This is a genomic window from Kitasatospora sp. GAS1066B (genome assembly GCF_041262605.1).
GTDB lineage: Bacteria > Actinomycetota > Actinomycetes > Streptomycetales > Streptomycetaceae > Kitasatospora.
The window spans coordinates 138,313-153,935 of the sequence record NZ_JBGCCO010000005.1 but is presented as its reverse complement, the minus strand read 5'-3'; the positions used below and the strand labels follow the sequence as shown (position 1 = coordinate 153,935).

General features: G+C 67.1%; 15 protein-coding genes, 1 tRNA gene and 1 pseudogene. 8 read left to right on the top strand and 9 right to left on the bottom strand.

Annotation, left to right across the window (positions count from 1 at the left end; all coding sequences use genetic code 11):
• Positions 1-4 precede the first annotated feature (4 nt).
• The 3 genes from ABH937_RS07275 to ABH937_RS07265 form a co-directional block, all read right to left on the bottom strand.
• Positions 5-1,312: a hypothetical protein gene (locus tag ABH937_RS07275; protein ID WP_370217595.1), complete on the bottom strand. Its 1,308-nt coding sequence runs from the start codon at positions 1,310-1,312 to the stop codon at positions 5-7.
• A 121-nt stretch (positions 1,313-1,433) separates the two neighbouring features.
• A complete protein-coding gene (locus tag ABH937_RS07270; RefSeq protein ID WP_370217686.1) occupies positions 1,434-1,907 on the bottom strand; it encodes a hypothetical protein in 474 nt (157 codons plus the stop codon).
• A gap of 51 nt (positions 1,908-1,958) precedes the next feature.
• Positions 1,959-2,153 carry a hypothetical protein gene (locus tag ABH937_RS07265; protein WP_280688702.1) on the bottom strand — a complete coding sequence of 65 codons (195 nt, stop codon included), beginning with the start codon at positions 2,151-2,153 and terminating at the stop codon, positions 1,959-1,961.
• Between ABH937_RS07265 and ABH937_RS07260 the strand changes: the two genes are divergently transcribed.
• A complete protein-coding gene (locus tag ABH937_RS07260; protein ID WP_280688689.1) occupies positions 2,118-2,498 on the top strand; it encodes a phosphodiester glycosidase family protein in 381 nt (126 codons plus the stop codon). The genes ABH937_RS07265 and ABH937_RS07260 overlap by 36 nt on opposite strands.
• Positions 2,499-2,937: 439 nt before the next feature.
• Positions 2,938-3,798 carry a nuclease-related domain-containing protein gene (locus tag ABH937_RS07255; RefSeq protein ID WP_280688292.1) on the top strand — a complete coding sequence of 287 codons (861 nt, stop codon included), beginning with the start codon at positions 2,938-2,940 and terminating at the stop codon, positions 3,796-3,798.
• A gap of 192 nt (positions 3,799-3,990) precedes the next feature.
• Here ABH937_RS07255 and ABH937_RS07250 read toward each other — a convergent pair.
• Positions 3,991-4,077 (bottom strand) — tRNA-Thr (locus tag ABH937_RS07250).
• Between the two features lie 615 nt (positions 4,078-4,692).
• Between ABH937_RS07250 and ABH937_RS07245 the strand changes: the two genes are divergently transcribed.
• Entirely contained in the window at positions 4,693-7,020 is a 2,328-nt protein-coding gene (locus ABH937_RS07245; protein WP_280688293.1) for a hypothetical protein, read from the top strand.
• A 41-nt stretch (positions 7,021-7,061) separates the two neighbouring features.
• On the opposite strand, the gene ABH937_RS07240 is transcribed toward ABH937_RS07245, so the two are convergent.
• From ABH937_RS07240 to ABH937_RS07230, 3 genes and pseudogenes are all read right to left on the bottom strand, one after another.
• Positions 7,062-7,880: a class I SAM-dependent methyltransferase gene (locus ABH937_RS07240; protein WP_280688295.1), complete on the bottom strand. Its 819-nt coding sequence runs from the start codon at positions 7,878-7,880 to the stop codon at positions 7,062-7,064.
• A complete protein-coding gene (locus ABH937_RS07235; protein WP_280688297.1) occupies positions 7,877-8,890 on the bottom strand; it encodes an XRE family transcriptional regulator in 1,014 nt (337 codons plus the stop codon). The genes ABH937_RS07240 and ABH937_RS07235 overlap by 4 nt, the downstream gene beginning before the upstream one ends.
• A 114-nt stretch (positions 8,891-9,004) precedes the next feature.
• Positions 9,005-9,187: pseudogene (locus ABH937_RS07230) on the bottom strand (helix-turn-helix transcriptional regulator); the annotation flags it as partial.
• A gap of 203 nt (positions 9,188-9,390) precedes the next feature.
• On the opposite strand from ABH937_RS07230, the gene ABH937_RS07225 reads away from it, so the two are divergent.
• From ABH937_RS07225 to ABH937_RS07205, 5 genes are all read left to right on the top strand, one after another.
• Positions 9,391-9,885 (top strand): ATP-binding protein, encoded by a 495-nt coding sequence (locus tag ABH937_RS07225; RefSeq protein WP_280688299.1) that lies wholly within the window; start codon positions 9,391-9,393, stop codon positions 9,883-9,885.
• Positions 9,886-10,063: 178 nt separating this feature from the next.
• Complete coding sequence (locus ABH937_RS07220) at positions 10,064-10,207, top strand: hypothetical protein (protein ID WP_280688301.1); 144 nt, start codon at positions 10,064-10,066, stop codon at positions 10,205-10,207.
• Positions 10,208-10,220: 13 nt separating this feature from the next.
• Positions 10,221-11,408 (top strand): cupin domain-containing protein, encoded by a 1,188-nt coding sequence (locus tag ABH937_RS07215; RefSeq protein ID WP_280688303.1) that lies wholly within the window; start codon positions 10,221-10,223, stop codon positions 11,406-11,408.
• The gene (locus ABH937_RS07210) at positions 11,405-12,301 is read left to right on the top strand and encodes an aldo/keto reductase (protein ID WP_280688305.1); all 897 of its coding nucleotides are present in this window, start codon (positions 11,405-11,407) and stop codon (positions 12,299-12,301) included. Before ABH937_RS07215 ends, ABH937_RS07210 begins: the two co-directional genes overlap by 4 nt.
• Positions 12,285-13,151 carry a hypothetical protein gene (locus tag ABH937_RS07205; protein ID WP_280688307.1) on the top strand — a complete coding sequence of 289 codons (867 nt, stop codon included), beginning with the start codon at positions 12,285-12,287 and terminating at the stop codon, positions 13,149-13,151. The genes ABH937_RS07210 and ABH937_RS07205 overlap by 17 nt, the downstream gene beginning before the upstream one ends.
• 84 nt (positions 13,152-13,235) lie before the next feature.
• Here the strand turns inward: ABH937_RS07205 and ABH937_RS07200 are convergent, their stop codons facing one another.
• Together ABH937_RS07200 and ABH937_RS07195 are read right to left on the bottom strand one after the other, a co-directional pair.
• Positions 13,236-13,643, bottom strand: a complete 408-nt coding sequence (locus tag ABH937_RS07200; RefSeq protein WP_280688309.1) for a hypothetical protein — start codon at positions 13,641-13,643, stop codon at positions 13,236-13,238.
• 385 nt (positions 13,644-14,028) lie between these two features.
• Positions 14,029-15,438 (bottom strand): DUF3631 domain-containing protein, encoded by a 1,410-nt coding sequence (locus ABH937_RS07195; protein WP_370145809.1) that lies wholly within the window; start codon positions 15,436-15,438, stop codon positions 14,029-14,031.
• Between the last annotated feature and the right edge of the window lie 185 nt (positions 15,439-15,623).

The following is a 15,623-nucleotide window of genomic DNA, read 5'->3' as shown; positions in this document are numbered from 1 at the left end:
GTACCTAGGCGGTGCAGCTGACCTTGACGGCGTCGGCCGCGTGGTGGGCGTAGGTCTTCGTCGAACCCGACCAGTCCTGACCACGGGTGTGCAGCATGACCGCGAGCTGCCCGTTGCTCACCGAGAAGCTCCCGGCGCCGACCCAGTGGCCCCGGTTGGCGGTCTGGTTGATCGAGAACGAGCCGATCGTGCCGCTGCCCGGGCCGAACTGGTTCTGCACGGTGTAGTAGGTCGGGTCGCCGCCGACCGCCTTGATGTCGCCGTCGTTCGGGATGTAGACCGAGACCTGGCAGGACCCGCTGGAGACCGCGCCGGTCTTGAACGTCCAGACCGTGGAGTTGCTGTCATCGTGCGTCGCGTCACCGGACATCGGGACGGCGCTGTACTTGCCGCTGCAACTGTCGCCGGTCCAGCCGCCGGTGCTGGTGTTGTACCAACCGGTCTGGCCCTGGTCGAACCAGCCGTACTGGTTGAACCCGGTGCCGCTGTTGGAGCACCAGGGCCCGGCCACGCCGGTGTACGTCGCCGGAGCGGGCGGGGCGGCGGCCTGGGTGGTGGGCTGCGCGGCGGGCTGCGCGGGGGCCTGCTGAACCGGCGGGGCGGCCTGCGCGGGGGGCTGGGCGCTGCTGGGGTGTGTGCTGGTTCCCGGGTTGCCGCTGCTCCGCTGGGCAGCGGCACCGGCACCGGCACCAGCGGCCACCGGACCGGGCGCGGCCGAGGTGCTGCCCTGGGCGGCGACGGGCGCGGCGGAGGAGGGGGAGGGGCTCGGCGACCCGCCCACCATGGCCGCCGCCGGGGCACTGCTCCCGTGGGAGTCGAAGGTCGGCACGAAGCCGTTGCCGCCGTTCTGCTGGCTGAACCCGGCCGGCGCCGGCCCGGGCGGCACGCTCGACCCACGGTGCGGACCGGACCCGCCGAGGTTGGAGAGGAGCAACGGCAGCCCCATCAGCACCACGCCGGCGGTGGCCGCCGCGGCGATCATCGGCCGGGAGATCCGCCCCGGCTTGGCGACCCGCTCCACCCCGGCAGCGGGGACGAGCTCGACGACCGCCTCGGACTCGGCCGCGGTCTCGGCCACCTGCTCGGGGACGGCGGGCGCCTGACCCGCCGCGCCGACCGCCGCCCCGGCCATCAGCGCCGGGTCCGCCGTCCCAGCCTTGGCCGCTGTCCCAGCCCTGGCCGCCGTCTCAGCCCTGTCAGGGTGGGCCTGACCCGGCTCCGGCTCGCTCTCCCAGGCGACGGCCGGCAACTGGTAGCCGGCCGCTGCCTGTGCGACCGCCTCGCCCGCGCTGTCGTGCCGATCCTTTTCCACTGTTGGCCCCCTCGCCCCTTCGACGATCCGCTGCGCATGGTGCGTGCACCCGGTTCGACGGATCACGAGCCGTTCAGGGTTCAACGCACGGTGCGGCGGTGATCCGGAACCGCCCTGACGGTCAGCCGGCCCGCCAGACCGGCTCGTCGTCCGCGGTCTCCGGCGGGGTCAGGATGAAGGCGGCAGCCCGCTCGACCGTCTCCTGGTCCGGGGTCCAGTCGAAGCTCCCCCGCTCACGCAGGTGCGCCAACAGCCCCGGCTCGGGCGCCAGCCCGTACTCCTCCAGGTAGTACGTGACGGTGTCGGTCCAGATCCAGCTGCCGTCGGTGCGGAAGTTCATCGGCACCACGGCCCCGCGCGACGGGTCCACCACGTCGTCCATCAGCGTGGGCGTCATCAGCACCGGCACCCCGGCCCCGAGATACCCCAGCAGCGCCTCCAGCCCCGCCTCGTCCTCGATCACCGGGTGGTCCTCGGCGAACGCCGGCCCTGTCACCGGGTCCACCAGGTCGAAGACCGCCGCCAACTCGAACCGCGCGGTACCGCCCGCCTGCCCACTGATCGCTTCCACCACGGTGCCGCTCCTGTCGCTCAAGGTCCGCCACCTCGTTCGACGTGCCGGCCGACCCGCCGGGTTCAGGCCCCGTCACACACCCGCCCCGCCCGGCGACTCGGTCCTCCAGTCCATCGGCACCGAGGCGAACTGGCTCTCCACCACCCTGAAGACCGGCCAGCCGGTCACCCTGAACACCAAGGTGACGGACGAACGCGGCACCCGGTCACCTTCGGCCCGCACGACTCCGTCATCAACGGCGGCCCGCAACTCCTCGGCAACGGCCACGAGGACATCAACCCGGTCGCCGACGGCGTGGCCCACCCCGGCGACCCGTCCTACTTCTACGGCTGGGGCATCCGCCGCAACCCCCGCACCATGATCGGCAAGGACAAGCCGAGCCACCTCGTCCTGCTGGAGGCCGACGGCCGCGAGTCCGGCTCCAGCCAGGGCCTGACCCTGGACGAGGAGGCCAAAACCCTCAAGTCCCTCGGCGTGTTCGCGGCCATGAACCTCGACGGCGGCGGCTCCTCAGCCATGCACGTCGACCACGCCCTGGTCAGCAAGCCCGACGCCACCGGCGAACGCCCGGTCGGCGACGCCGTCGTGGTCGTCCCCGCACCGGCGAAGTAGCGCAACTGACGCTCGACTCAGCGCGTGGGCGGCCGCCGATGCGCTGATCCGTGACGCCCCCGTGCTCGCCGTCCCACCAGCCGACGAACTCATGCAGGTGGTCCCTCTCGCGCCACCTCGGCGCGGATCCCCTCCGCCGGCTCCTCCGGCAGCATCACGGTGTACTTCTTCGTTGCCACACCAGACATCATGCCGTCCGCCGGCCCCTTCAGAGGGCCACAATGCACCCGGGTACGCCCCTGGGTGGCCGGCCAAGGAGCGAGCGGCCGGGCTCGTGCCGCGCCTCGCCGTGCGCGGCGCCTTGAACCCACAGAGAAGGCCTCTGCTCACCCAACCGCTCCGGGCTCCTGGCCCCCTGTGCTCCGCTGGTGCGCCCTTGGCGCGCCCCCTGGGATGTGCTGAGGTGGTGCAGGCTGATCAACGACTCCCGGGGGTGGGGATGGACGGCTTCGGCGTTGCACGCTGGCGACGGCACGGGCAGGACCGGCTGTATGTGAACCGGACCGAGGGCGGGAAGGCCGTCGGCTGGTACGACTTGAAGAGCCATCAGCTTGTGATCACGGATGAGAGCAGTCGGACCGCTGTGGTCGAGGCGCTGACCCCTCATCTGCCTGACGTGGTGTTCACGCCCGCTCCTGCCGCTGCACCGGAGCCGGCCGCCATGGATGACATCGAGATCTCACCAGCGGGGGACCTCGCTTCCAACCAGCCAGGTGACGCGCTCCGGCGGAAGATCGCTCAGCTCGAACCCACCTTATGGAAGCGGGTGTTCGCTCGGTGGCTGTCGAACGAAACCACGGAGGCGCACTCATGGGCCGTGGGCCTGGCCGGTGAGCGGCTCGTGGGTGGCCGACTGAATCGTCTCCGACGAGGCGGATGGAAGGTCTTGCATTCGATCCAGCTGCCGAGCGGATCGGACATAGATCATCTGGTCATCGGTCCGCCCGGCGTATTCACCGTCAACACGAAGCACCACAAGGGCAAGTCCGTCTGGCAGGGAGATCACGCCATCACGGTGAACCGATCAACCACCAGGTATCTGCCGATCAGCGAGAGCGAAGCAGAACGTGTCGGGCGCGTCCTGTCTGCTCGTAGCGGGTTCCTGGTGCCTGTCCGGCCGGTGTTGGCAGTTGTCGGCGCCGCCTCCGTCACGACGAAGAGCGCGCTTCCGCCCGTGGTGCTTCTCGTGGACGGCTCGCGAGTCGATCAGCGCTTGTCCGGGCTGACGCCGGTGCTCGCGCAGGAGCAGGTGGATGCGCTCTTCGCAGTGGCTCGGCAGCCTCAGACCTGGATGCGGTGATCCTGCCTACCCGCTGGCGGTCGCCAGCCTGCGCCCGCGGTGGACACGAACCTGGGGGGCGTCGCCCAGAGCGCGACAGTGGCACGGCCGGACCGACCACCCGCGCAGCCCGAACAACCATCAAGGGCCAGGCTCCCCGGACAACCCCGGGTGACCTGGCCCTTGCCATGCGCTGTGGAGCTTCGTTCCCTGAGCCCCCTGTCGGGTTCGAACCGACGACCCCCGCTTTACAAGACGAACCCGGATCATGACGGCGCGTGACGCCTGATGCCGCGTGGCGCTGAACCTGCAGGTCGGCGCCACGCAGCCGATTGCTTGATCCACATCCAGTTAGGTCCTGCCATCTCGTCCGCTCACGCATCGCTCACGCACACGGGAGCCTCCCTGCGTTGTTCTCCCATATCAGCGACGGCGACGAGAGAGAGCCTCCATCAGCAACCGTAGAACTGAACGAGCGGCAGCCCGTCGATACGCGTGACGGGACCAAACCGCTGGTAGTGCGACACCGACAACCACAACCAGCGCAAGGCCCGCCGCCGCCGCCAAGACAACCGGCACATCCGCTGCCTGCACAACTCCAGTCAGAAGCTTCACCCTAGTCTCCGAACTCCTCGTCCCTGCTCGCTGACGACTGGAAGTAGTCCAGACTGGGAAGTGTCCGTCGATCGCTCAAGACGGTCGGCCGGGGAAACCCGCAGGTGAGAAGCATGTCCGGAGTATCCGGAGTCGGACAGTGGGCAGCATGGACGGGACGGTCAGGTGGAACGGTTGGATAAGGCTGGCAACGCCCGGACCAGGCTGGCTGCCGCACTGCGGACGCTGCACCAGTCCGCCGGGGGCCCATCTCTTCACGCCGTCGTGCGACGAGCGGCGGAACACGACAAACACTCGCCATTGAACACGTCATCAATCAGCGAGTGGATTAATTGCAAATCCATACCAGGGAGAAAGCGCGAGCTAGCCGTCCTAGTCAGAACATTACTACTCTGGGGGAATTCGTCATTCGCCTCTCAGAAAAACGCCGGGCTGGCAATCGAGGAGATAGCAAGAATTGAGCGACTGCGACTGGCCGCGCAGGCCGAAAAGCGATCACCGACGGCCGCCAAGGAAGATGCAACGCACCATTGGGTGGGCCGTCCACTGGCAGCCTGGAGCGATCCGATAGCTCTTGAGGTTCACCGCCCGATCAATGTGGCCGGATCCTCAAATGATCTACCTGAATACCTAGAACGCGCACATGACCAGATAATCGCGAACGCCCTCGCCGAAGACTTGCCGCGCTTGATAGTGATCGTCGGTGGATCCTCAACCGGCAAGACTCGCGCCGCCTACGAGGCCATCCGAAAGCTCCCTCAAGATTGGTATCTCCACCATCCCATATCACCCAATAAGCCAGAGGCCCTGATTAAATGCCTCCAGCCCGGGAAACTGAAGCCTAGAACCATAATCTGGCTCAACGAGCTTCAAGAATACCTATTCCCCGCAAGCGGAGAAAAAGCTGCTGCCGCATTGAGAGAATTCCTCTCCGGAAACGATGAAGTAGTAGCGATAGGGACGCTTTGGCCCGATTACTGGCAAGACCTCACCCGGGCACGCGGCCCCGAGGAGGACGATCATAGCCAGGCCCGAGGGCTCCTAAAGCATGCAGCCCAAAGAATTGACATAGCCCCAGACTTCTCGGCCAGTGAACTCGAGGAGCTGGGGAATCGCGACCCTAGAGTCCGAATGGCTCTCAAATCGGCAAGAGATCGGGTAACTCAATACATCGCAGCCGGCCCAGCCCTTGTGGAGTTCTTCATAGACTCCCAGCAAATCGCCCCAGGGGCCTGGGCCATGCTATCTGCTGCGATGGATTGGTGTGTCGTAGGAAATTCAAACGAGACCACCGAAGGATTTCTTCGCATCGCTTCCGAGGGCTACCTGGATGACGATCAATGGGGAACACTTCAAGACGAATGGTTCTGCGCCTCGCTAGATCACGCGATGACACAACTCCATGGAGCAATCAGGCCACTTACCCGAATTCGCTCCCGGGATGACGACAGCCCGGGTATACGATATCGGCTGGCCGATTATCTTCTTCAGGATGCCCGACAGAACCGGTCTTCGATCCCCGTGCCTGCAAGCTTTTGGCGTGGCGTGCTCGCGGCAGAAGATGGGTTTTACATTCCCACATATGCCCATGCTGCCGAAGACAGGGGAATGCATGAAACAGCAGCACAGCTCTGGGCTCCTATGGCCATGGACGGTGACCCTGTGGCCCTTGCTTCCCTTCTTCGCAACCCACGCGCGGATCAAATTGCAGTACAAAGCATGACTGCCAGTGCTATCGACAGCCTTGATCAATGGGATTCAAGTAGCCTCGGATGGCTACTCCAAGAACTGAGGGACTTTCCTGAGTGGAGCGGGATCGCCACAGAAAGGGTCAGCAGGAGAATTGCGACCCTGCCTGTCGCTTCGCCAATTGATATGGGCTCCATCCTGGAGTTGCTCGAGCGCCACGGCCACCTCGAATCGGTAGCCGAATATTCACTTAAGATAGAACAGAATATCTCAAGCATTGACTTGACCGAGCCATCAGAGCCGCTCTTCCTTGTCGAAATCCTCCGGGAATCGGCCACCGATCAGGCCCAGAGAACTGCCTTGGTCGTCGCGCGCCATGTCTGCGAGACCGAAATTAGCGTTGGGAATTTTGCTCTTCTGCTTGCACTTATGCACGATACAGATATCTTCAGCGAGGGGGTACGGCGACTGGAGGGAATGCTCGATAAGGTCGACACGACAAATCTCATGCAGACGCACCCACTGGCCTTTAACATGAGGTCACTCGGACTAACGGATGCAAGCCGGGCACTGCTGAGGCGCGTGTCGGAGACGATTGGTGATCTGTCGATCGATCAGTCGTATGCACCACTTGAGATAATGGCCCTCCTCCAGGGAGAGGGTTTCCATGACGGCGCTTTCTGCCTAGCCGTCCGGGTGTCCAAGGAATATGATCCTGGCTTGACTGGGGCAGCAGCTCACACGCTCAGAAAATTGAATGCCTGCGCCCCCAGAAGCGTCGTTGAGGAGTATGCGCAACGCATGGCCCACTCTGGCCCAATAATCCCAGTCGAAGACGCAGCCGAGGTCGCCGATTTCTTTGGCGAGCTCGAAATGAGTGAACTCCGGAGAATCTATTTGGCGCGCGTCAATGATTTTCTGCTACGGGAGGGATCCTAATCCCCTAGAAATAGACCCGCGCACGGTGGCGGGCGGCTCTCCTAATAACGGCATACTAGAATTCCGCCCATGCATGTGATCTTGAACGAGCCTTCGGTCGCGATAGTGGCGGCAGCGATATCGGCTGCCCGGCTGACGGTCTCATGGAACGGAACACCGCATTGGTCGGCCCACGCCTCATAGGAGGCAAGGTGGGCGACGATCGGCGCCGCGTCGGTGATCTCGATGGTGCCAGGCAGTTCCCGCACCCGGATGTCCTTGAACGCCGTTCCGAGGTACCCGGGAGCCTTCTCCAGGGAGAAACGGGAGCTGAGGGAGACCCGTGCCGGCCCCTTGGGGATCCCGAGGACGTCTCCTGCGGCCCTGGCCCAAAGCTTGTCCAGCTCCTGCTTGTCGGTGTCGCTGTTGGTCGAGGCGATGAGCGCGCCGCCAGGCCGAAGGACACGGGCCAGCTCCTTGATCGTGGCCTCAATGTCGCTGACGTGGTACAGCATGTGCAGGGCCAGCACGGCATGGGCGCTGTCGTCGGCGAAGGGCAGGGCCTGGACATCGGCCACCAGGACCGGCTTCTTGACATCGGCAAGGATGCCCGCCGAGATGTCCATCCCGACGACCTGAAGGTCCGGCCGGTCATTGTGCAGGCGGCTGACGAACTTGCCGTTGCCGCAGCCGACGTCGAGGACGATCCCGCTGCTGCCGGCCAACTCTTCGAGGACGATCCCGGGCAGGTCGTACTGCGGCTGCTGCCACCGGTAGATGGACTGGCGGGCGGCCAGGTGGCGTCCGTCAGCGTAGGCGCTGTTCGCGAGGATGGACTTGTCGGCGACAGCGGCGTCCTGCTGTGCGGCGTTGCTCGTCACTGTGGCAGCTCCGGAGGGTTCGTGAGTGCGGGTCGAGAGCAGGCTTCTCTGACATTCTCACGGAGACTCAGGACGATCGGGGAGCCTGCGTAGGCGGGCTCGGCGAGACGAGTGCTTAGCGCCCGAAGGCGGCTGGAGATGCTCGCTGTTCGCCGGTCCGGTGCGGCAGCCAGCACCACCGAGAGCTTCTCCTGCACACCGTCAAGGTCGCCGTGTGCGAGATGGGCGTTGACGAGATCAAGGTGGGCGGCCAGTAGGTCACCGGAGGACTGCTCCTGCTGCGGTGCGGACTCGTACATGGCGATGGCCCTGGAAGACGCCTCGATGGCGCGGTTCACGTGAGCCTGGCTACCCAGGGCAAGGAGGGCCGTGCCGGCGTAGGTGAACTGCTTTGCCTCGGGGAACGTGAACACGCCTGGGAGATCCACGGCGGCCACTGTGCTCCGCGCTGCCTCGCCTGCCCCTACCGCTCGGAGCGCGCTCACACTGTCGCCCAGTGCCGCAGTGGCCCGTGCTTCGAGACTGAGCAGACGGGCTGCGATCGTCCCTCCGTCCGCGTACAGCAGCCCAGCTCTGGCCAGCTCGGCCGCCTGGCGATGGTCCTGCTGCCAGTAGGCGATAAGGGACTGGACGGATCGGATCCAGGCCCGAAGGCCGTTGTGGCCAGCTGACTCCGCACAGCGCCAGGCCGTGCGCGAGTGCGTAGCAGCAGCTGTGTACTGACCGAGGTCGAGGGCAACATGCGTGGCCAGGCCACAGAGACGCCCGGCCTGTAGGTAGAGATGACTTGTCTGGTAGGGGTGTTGGCGGCCGTGCAATAGCTCGAACACCCCTCGCCGGAGAGCCCCGATGTCGTGGAAGACCTCGGCTACGGGCTTGCTGACGTAATCCTCTGCCAGCCTGGCGATGTCCGCATCGATCTGCTCCAGCAGCGTGTCATCTACATTGGAGGCGCTCGCGAAGCGGAGGAAGACCGCGGACTCCGCTGAGTCGGCCGCCACTACCGCCACGAGACCATTGCCGTGGTCCGTGCGCAGAGCAGGCACGGGAGCCAAGGCATTGTCATCACCAGCCGGAGATGAAACTGCTTCGGTGCTTCCGGAGGGCGCCAGCAGGTCCGCCAACTGGTCGACGGAGAGCCGCAGGGCCCGGGCGAGCCTCGGTCGCATCCAGGGCTGCGGACTACCTCTACCGCTCTCCCAGCGCCCAACGGTCGAACGGTCCACCTGGAGGGCCTCGGCCAGGGACTCCTGCGTGTGGCCGACGGCCTCCCTGCGCTGGACCAGCTGGGACCTCCTGGGTGCCATCCCGAGTCCTCCAGTGGTACGTCAGTTCGTCTGTAGCCACAACAAGCCAGGTCATGGCCAGGTTTGCAGCACGGATCCCCCATTGCCGCATCAATTCTGCTCTGGTTCACCAGCTTTGGAGGCGGTTCTGTAGATCCCTGTCGGGTGAATCCCGGCGCGAATCGGCCCGATGCCGACCTCGTCCCCGTGAAAGGTCCGCGCGCATGTCCGTCGCCACCCAGCAACCCACCGCCCCCACCCCGTTCGGCTTCCGCGTACTACCCAGTGTCGAGGCCGTACCGGACGCACGGCGGCGGGTGATACGGACCGTGCGCGGCTGGGGCCTGCCGCTGGCGGAGGACGCGCTCCGGGACGTCGAGTTGCTCTCCAGCGAGCTGATCACCAACGCCGTGTCCCACACGAACGCCCCGTGCGTCGTGTGCGTGTCCTGGGGCAGTGGGCGGCTGCGCGTCGAGGTGGTGGACAGCAGCCACAAGCTGCCGGCTCCCGGTGGGATCGACCTCGACGCGACCGACGGGCGGGGGCTGTTCCTCGTGGCGGCACTCGCGACGGACTGGGGCGCGGAGCCGGACCCCGCCGGCAAGCGGGTCTGGTTCGAGGTCGGCACCACCGCCGCCGTGTCAGGGGACGAGCGCCTCACTGCGCTGGTGAGGGCCGCTGCCCCGAGCGCACAGGAGGTCGTGCCGACCGACGTCTGACAAGACTTCCTCCCACCCACCTCGGGCGGGAGGGATGCAGGTGGCCGCACCGCCAACAGCGCTGCGGCGTAAGCACCTGAGGTTCCCCGCTACGGCTTGCCCGGGCAACGGGAGCCATCGCAGCACACACGACGGGGCCGGGCAGCCAGCCCGCCCCATGACCTCGAAGGAGCACTTCATGCCCGAGAACCTGATGACCACCAGCACCGAGTTGGAGGGCGACGGCCTGCTGGTCGCCCGCGCGAAGGTCACCGCGGCCCGCTCGCGCGGCGAGCAGCCGTCCGACGGCGGTTCCACCGGCCGCACCGACACCAACGACTGACGGCTGCATCACGATGACCGCCGAGCGCTTCTCGGTGGTTGAGCGTCTGGGCGGGGATGACTTCCTCGCCCAGACGCTCGGCCTCAGCTTCAAGGTCGCACGCGGGCACGCCGCGTCACTCGCCGGACTGATGAGCTGGGATGACCTCAACGCCATCCTGACCCACCACCGGTTCGAACCCCCGCGCTTCCGCCTCGCCGCCAACGGCGAGCAGGTGCCCGCGCACACGTACTCCCAGCCGATCGTCACCCGGCGAAGCACCGTCTGGCACCGCCTCCAGCCCTCCGAACTACACAAGCGTCTCGCCGAGGGCGCCACGCTGGTGCTGGACGCGGTCGACGAACTCCACCCCGGCATCAGTGCCCTGGCCGGCCAGCTGGAGCGCTGGCTGCGGATCGGTGTACAGGCCAACCTGTACGCCTCCTGGACTGGCACTGAGGGCTTCGGTGTTCACTGGGACGACCACGACGTGGTCGTCGTCCAGCTCGACGGCGCGAAGCGCTGGCGCATCTACGGGCCCACCCGCACGGCACCGATGCACCGCGACGTCGAGACGCCGGAGCCGCCGCCCGAGGAGCCCATCGCCGACCTGGTCCTCACCGCCGGTGACGTGCTCTACCTACCTCGGGGCTGGTGGCACGCCGTCGCGGCCTCCGAGGGTGAGCACTCGCTCCACGTCACGTGCGGACTGCAGAGCACCACGGGCGCCGACCTGATCACCTGGCTGTCGGAGAAACTGCGAGCCCACGAGGCCGTCCGGGCGGACATCCCGCGCTTCGGAACCGCCGAGGAGCAACGCGCCTTCCTGGACACGCTCGGCAAGCTCATCGCGGCCGAGCTGGAGAACGACGACCTGATCGCCCGCTTCTGCACCGCTCGCGATGCCACCGAGCGCGCCCGGCTCGCGCCGTCGCTGCCCCACATCACGGCGGCCCCGCCGGACCCCGACTTGCAGGTGCGCCTGATCACCACGCGGCCCGCCCTCATGGCCCTACCCGACGACACCATCAACCTGACCACCGGCGGAGAGGAGTGGACGTTCGCTGCAAAGGCCGAGCCAATGCTCGTGCTCCTCACCGACGGTGAGCCCCACCGGCTGGCCGACCTCGCACAGGCCGCAGGCATCACCCTCGCTCAGGCGGCTGGTGTCGTGACGGAGCTGGTCGACGGCCAGGCCGCTGCCATCGGACGCCCACGGTGACGGCGCAGCTGGGACTGGGCACCTACCGCTGCCCTGACGTGGCCGAGGCCGCACTGATGGCCGCGTCCCACGGAGCGGACTGGGTGGACACTGCACCCAACTACGAACACGGCCGGGCAGAGGCGTCCCTCGCCGAGGTGCTAGCCGCCTATCCGGGGCTGCGCATCTCCACGAAGGTGGGTTTCGTCCCAGCCAACGCCAGGGAACTCGGCCTGCAGGCCGACGTGCTGACCGCAGCGGACGCCGAACGCGGGCACTGCCTGGCCCCGAACTACATCGCCTGGCAGCTCGCCCGCAGCAAGCGCGTGCTCGGCCGCGTGCCCGACCTGGTGTTCGTGCACAACCCCGAACACGGCTGCGGGGAGGCCGACGTCCCCGCGCGGCTGCATGCCGCTTTCGTGGCTCTGGAAGAGGCGTGCAACCACCAGGTCATCAGCTCCTACGGCGTGGCGACCTGGCGGGGCATCAGCAGCAGTGTGTTCGACGTGCCAACGCTGCTCGACCTCGCGACCAAGGCTGGTGGCGCGAACCACCACCTCCGAGCGATCCAGCTCCCGATCTCGCTCGTCCACCTGGCGCCCGTCGCTCAGGCTCTCGACGGACGCGGACCGGTCGTCGATGCGGCGGCAGCGGGGCTGGAGGTGTTCGCCTCCGCCCCGCTCCACGGCGGCGAGATCCCCGGCATGGTGACCCCGGAGCTGTCCGAGCTGATCAACCCCATTTGGGCTCCTGCCGAGGTGGCTCTCGCCATCGTGGCATCTGCCCCTGGGGTGACGCGTGTGCTCCTGTCGACCGGAAACCCGGAACACTGGACGCAGGCAGTCGAAGCCGTCGGCCGACCGCCGCTGTCTCCGGACTTACTCCGAAGGGTCGTTGATGTACTCGGAACCTGAGCCGAACACCGCCGAGCGGATGCGCAAGGCGCACGCCACAGCGGCGACGGTGCTCGGCGCGATCCCGAACGGCTCCCACGAGTCGTGGGGCTGGCGCGGACGCACCCTCAGCCGTCCGGTCACCACGGCGTCCGGCGTGGGCTGGCTCCGTCTGCTGTCCGCCCCGGCCGAGAAGGCCGGCGGCAAGCTCTGGGAGGGACCGCAGGAGGCAGAGCTCCTCATGCCTCCTACGGTCCCCAGGCCACGCCTGAGGAGCCGACACACCTGGACCGAAGACGAAGACGGTTACCTGGCCGAGCTGTACGACAGGGTCACCGTTCCCACCATCACCACCCACGAGCCGATCCTCCGGAAGGCTCCCGACCTGGACGACGCCTGGTGGGACGGACTCAGCACAGCCCTCGACGCCATCGCCGCCGTCCCCAGCGACCGGGTGGCGGTCCGTCAGGAGTATCTGGACCGCGCCATGCCGCAGTACCTCGGCATCCCGATCGACACCAAGGCCCCCTCCTGGACCACCGCCCACGGCGACCTGCACTGGGCCAACCTCACAGGCCCGACCCTCACGGTCCTCGACTGGGAAGGCTGGGGCATCGCGCCGGCCGGCTACGACGCCGCGCTGCTGTACTCCTACAGCCTCCTGGTGCCCGACACCGCTGCCGACATCCGGCGGCGGCTCGGGCACATCCTCGACACGCCCGCCGGGAGGTTCGCGGAACTCGTGGTCATCACCGAACTCCTGCAGACCACCACCCGGGGCGACAACCTCGACCTTGAGGAGCCCCTGCGGAGGCGAGTCTTCGAGATCACCAGCGCTCGGCCCTCCGGTCGAGGGAACCACGTCGAGTAGCCCTTGGGATATCCAACGCGACAACTTGCTCTGCCCACTCGCTCGGTGGGACTGAGGAGTGCGACTCAGCTTGTCGCAGACACATCAGCCTTTTCCGGTAAGGGACTTCGCGACACCGATGATCGAGGAGAGGAGGGCAACGATCGCACCCAGGCTCGCGAGGCTCGTAGTGGCGTTGGGGAAAAGGTCCGCCGAGATCTCTCGCCACCGGCGTCGCACGACGAGTCCCTTCAGCTTCTGCCATTGATGCTGCTTGATGTGGCAACCACGAAGAACACCACGGCCGTTGTTGCGGCAGGTCTGCGCCTCACCACGATTCAGAGCGGCACACGGGACTGGTGCTTGGAAGAGAAACCACAGGAAGCTCAGAGCAGACAGAGCTGTGATCGCTAGGGGCCCAAAGTCAGCGGTCAACCATCCGGTCATAGCAACGACGAAAGCAATCAGCCCCCAGTAGCGCCAAATGCCGTTCATTCTCTTCTTATTAGCCACAGCGGCGTACGGTATCGACGCGTAGGGAGGCGCAGGAAGAGCGCACAAGCGCACGGGGCGCGCGACGGGCGTGGGCTTCTGGGACAGGTGCAGTACGTCGAGCCGCTTGCAACTCTGGCCGCCCTCGGCCCGCAGGCTCGGCTGCTCCGCCGCCGACCAAGCAGAACCTCGGGGCAAGGACTCCTTACCCCATAACTTGCTCCGCGTGCGGTCTCAGCCTGTGGTCCTCCGACGGACACCAGGATGCCGTCACAGTCGTCCCACCCGTCGCGTTGCTGGTCAGGCTGGTACGGATCGCGGAGACGGGACGGCTGGACTCGTTGCGGGGAAGTGACCCGTCCCCGCCCTGAGCTGGGCGGGGACGGGTGGTACGGGTGGTGGAGGGTCAGCGGCCGATCCTGGAGGGCTGCTCGGCCGGATCGGGGCAGTAGCGGTTCCAGGCGTCCAGGAAGCTGTTGCGGGTGAAGCCCTTGCGCTGGGTGTCGCGGTCGAAGCAGATGTTCGCCGAGCTGATGCCGTAGTCCTTGAGCAGGAGCTGCAGTCCTCGTGCACTCAGCCCGGTGGGTCCGTATTCGGCCCACGGGGCCTCACTGTCGGCCTTCAGGGCGGCCAGAAGGTGCTCGGTAGACAGGGCGTCCGGATTGCCGCCCGCTGCGAAGACTCGGCGGATGTCGAGCAGGATCCTGCTCTTCAGGCCGCCGTCCTCGTCCTGTCCGGACTCGTGCGCGGTCATGGCGCGGCAGGCCGCACGGGCGCGGACGGGCCACTCGCCTCCGGCGAGGTCGGCGACCGCCACCAGCGGCTCCCAGGTGTCCGCGGCGCGGTCTTCGACGGGCATGGGAGGCTCCAGCTCTCCAGCCACGTCGACCAGAGGTGCCACCCAAGCGCGGAGGCGCTCTCGCAGGCCGTGCAGGCCCGGGGTGTCCCGAATGGTGCGGAACGAGGCGACGGTCTCGCCCGGTGCTCGGCGACGCATGCGGATGACCACCGACCGGTCCATGATCGTGTCCGGAAGGTCACCGATCCCGGCCAGGGCCGCCATGGCGAAGGTGGGGAACTTCATTGGCTTGTGGTCGGGCCCGGACACCCGCAGTGTGGGCCGGTTGCGCTGGTGACCGGCGTTCAGCAGGCCGCGCAGATCCTCGTTCTTCTCCGCAGCCTTGACGCTGCCGAACAGGGTGTCAGCCTCGTCCACCAGCAGGGTCGGCGGCTTGTCGGTTATCGACCGGAAGATGGCCGCCGGGGTCGCGTTGACCGTGATGAGCGGGTCGTGGACGGTCTCGGTGATCACGTCGAGTAGCCGGGACTTGCCGCACCGCTTGGCGGGGCCGATCACCGCCAGCCGCGGGGCGTGCTGCCACGCAGGCTGCAGGTGGGTGGCGGCCACCCACAGCGTCACCGCGTCCAGGGCCTGCTCGGACGGCAGGATGACGTACCTGGCGATGGCCGAGCGGAGTTCGGACAGCAGGCCCGCACCTGGCGTCGCGGGGGCGACCGGGTCACCTGACCGGGCGCCCGGGTCGGTCAGCGCAGACTCGGCTGTCAGCCGGTCAATCTGCCCAACTGCTTTGGGTAGCTCAGCGTCAGTGACCGGTGTGACCGGGTCACTGACCGGCTGGTCGGTGGTCACGGCGGTCAGTGACCCGGTCAGTCCGGCGGAGTTCCGGTCAGCTTCGTCGGTCAGTTCAGCGTTCTGACCGATCGCCGGGCGGTACTGACCGGGCCTGCCGGGGATCGCGGTGGGAGGCCAAGGCTTCGGGCCTCCCGGTATGGACTGCGGAGAAGTAGAGTCCATGGTGAAGCTCCTCGCTGGGGCGCACGACCTGGCAGTCGCGCGCCACCGGTTCGAACGGTTCGCCTGATCTGGGGACTTCGCCCGGCCCTCGGTGTTCGTAGCACCGGGGGCCTTCGCATGCCTGGCCGCGTCTGCGACTCAACGTGCAGGCAACGGAGCCGCGTTGCGGTCGCGGCGACCTGCTG